Here is a 2,433-nt window from a genome sequence, read left to right as displayed (position 1 = left end):
CCGCGACCCTTCATTTGCTCGAAGTACTGAGCCGACCGCACGTCTCGCATGAACAGCACGCACTCGAGCGGCTTCACGTCGGTGCCGGTGGCGATCATGTCGACGGTGACAGCGATGCGCAGGCTGGGGCTGGTGCGGAACGCCTTCAGGTGCCCCTTCGGATCCTTCGCGCTGTAGGTGATCTTCGCGGCGAAGTCGTTGCCCTTGCCGAAGACCTCGCGCACCGTCTGCACGATCTCTTCGGCGTGGTTGTCGTCCTTAGCGAAGATCAGGGTTTTCGGCACGGTGCGACGGCCGGGGAAGATCTCAGTGAACAGCCGATCACGGAAGGTCTCGAGCACGAGGCGGATCTGGTGCTTCGCCGTCACGGCACGGTCGAGCTGGCTCTTTGTGTAATCGAGGTCGGCGTCGAGCTTCTCGATCTTCACCTCACGCGTATCGCGATTGACCTTCGGCACGAACGTGCCCGCCTCGATCGTCGACCCGTTCTCGGTGATCTCGGTCTTGATCCGGTAGATGTCGAAGTCGACGTTCACACCATCGGCCACCGACTCGGCGTAGGTGTACTCCGAGACAAGGTTCTGCTGGAAGAACCCGAACGTCTGCTTGCCAGGCGTCGCGGTGAGACCGACGACGTGGGCGTCGAAGTACTCGACCACTCCGCGCCACACGCCGTAGATGCTCCGATGCGCTTCATCAACGATCACGAGATCGAAGGCCTCCGGCGGGAGGTCGGGGTTGTATGCGACCGCGACCGGCGTCTCGGGAGTGAAGTGGTCAAGGCCCGGATCATCACCCTCTGGAACGTCCTCGTTCTTGATTGCCTTGAAGACCCGCTGAATTGTCGAGATTGCGACCTTCGTCGAGTCGGGCATTCCGCCGCGCGTGAGCTTGGCCACGTTGTAGAGCTCGGTGAATCGGCGACCGTCGTCAGGCGTGCGGTAGTTCTGGAACTCGCCGAGGGTCTGATCCGCGAGGTTGTTGCGGTCGACCAGGAACAGCACTCGGCTGAACCCGCCCCACTTCAGCAGCCGATACGCCTCGGTCACCGCCGTGTACGTCTTGCCGGCGCCGGTCGCCATCTGCACGAGCGAACGACCGAAGCGCTGCTCGCGCAGGCTGCGCTCGACGCTCCTAACGGCGTCAATCTGCGCGGGGCGCAAGTGTGTCTCGTCGAGTGCCGGCAGACTGTTCACCCGGCCGCGCCAGGTGGGTGCTTCGTCAGGATGTTCGCTGGCCGCGCGGATCGTGCGACCGAGAGTCTCGGGCTTCGGGAAGTGGAAGATACGCCGCGCGCGCGGGGCCGGGTCGAAGCCGTTGGTGAAGTGCGTCTCGGTGCCAGACGCCTCGAAGACGAACGGCAGCCGTCCTTCCGGATCGAGGGCCCGCTTACGTACATCGTCGGGAAGTCCGACCGCGTACATCGCGGACTGCCACTCGACGCCGGAGAGAGGCGTGCCGACCGGCTTTGCTTCGATGACGCCGACGACCGCCTTGTCGACGTACAGGAGGTAATCGACCCGGCCATGTCCGGGTTTCATGATGACCTCGCGTACGGCGACACCGGTCGCCGCGAACAGGTTGAGCGCCTTGCGGTCCTGCACCTTCCAGCCCGCAGCTTCGAGCTGGCGGTCGATCAGCACGCGGGCCCGCTGTTCCGCCGCCAGGCGCTCGTCTTCGTTCGGGGACATCGCCCGAATCCTATCCGGGGAGTCGGATAGCGTTCCGGTGACGCGCTACCACCATGAACGCCGCCGCATCCCAACCCGTCGTCACCTGGGCTGGGACGCGAGGGGCGGCCTCAGTCGTGCTGGAAGCCAGTAGGCGGCGTGGCGTCAGACTCCTACGCGGTCAGCGAACCGCGAATCTCCGCTCGCCGCCTCCCGTCGGGCTTGCCAAGCGGGGTGCGGATGGAGGTTGAACGTGTCCTTCATCCAGAGCGTCGGCGAGCCATCTTCGATGGTCTTGATGTACCTGTCGGATGTGAGATGCGCCGCGGCGTCGGCCTTCACGCGCGCGATCTGAGCGAAATTACTCGGCGGCGGAGGCCGTGCTGCGGCGCGGAGTGCGCTGTGCGGTCGCCGTGACTACGGCGGTCGCGCGGGTGAGGTTCGGGCCGATGGCGTCGGCTTCGATCACGCGTCCGGTGCGGCGGTTCTATCCCTCTCCCCAGATGACGGTGTGCTCGTAGCCGACGACGATCACGGCGTCTCCCTTGCGGAGGGAGGCGAGCACGTGTTCGCCGAATTCGAACTTCGCTTCCACGAAGTGCGTCGTCGGGGCCTCGTGCGCGGTCCACTCCCCCGCTCGGTATTCGCCGGTGTTCTCGATCACGCGCAGCTTCACGATCTGCACGCGGCCCGCCTGCACAGCCTCGGGGTCGGTGGCGAGGTTGCCGATGATCGTTCTGGTGCTCATCTGTCTTCTCCGTAA

General features: G+C 65.0%; 2 protein-coding genes. Both read right to left on the bottom strand.

The window, feature by feature from the left end:
• Positions 1 to 1,691 (bottom strand): DEAD/DEAH box helicase family protein (locus C5C82_RS16970; protein WP_181134473.1); only part of this gene is annotated, 1,691 nt, incomplete at its 3' end.
• A gap of 466 nt (positions 1,692 to 2,157) precedes the next feature.
• Positions 2,158 to 2,418 carry a single-stranded DNA-binding protein gene (locus C5C82_RS16965; protein WP_104355427.1) on the bottom strand — a complete coding sequence of 87 codons (261 nt, stop codon included), beginning with the start codon at positions 2,416 to 2,418 and terminating at the stop codon, positions 2,158 to 2,160.
• Positions 2,419 to 2,433 lie beyond the last annotated feature (15 nt).

The organism is Rathayibacter sp. AY1D5 (genome assembly GCF_002932515.1).
In the GTDB taxonomy this organism is placed as follows: domain Bacteria; phylum Actinomycetota; class Actinomycetes; order Actinomycetales; family Microbacteriaceae; genus Rathayibacter.
This window is presented reverse-complemented; position numbering and strand designations above follow the sequence as displayed.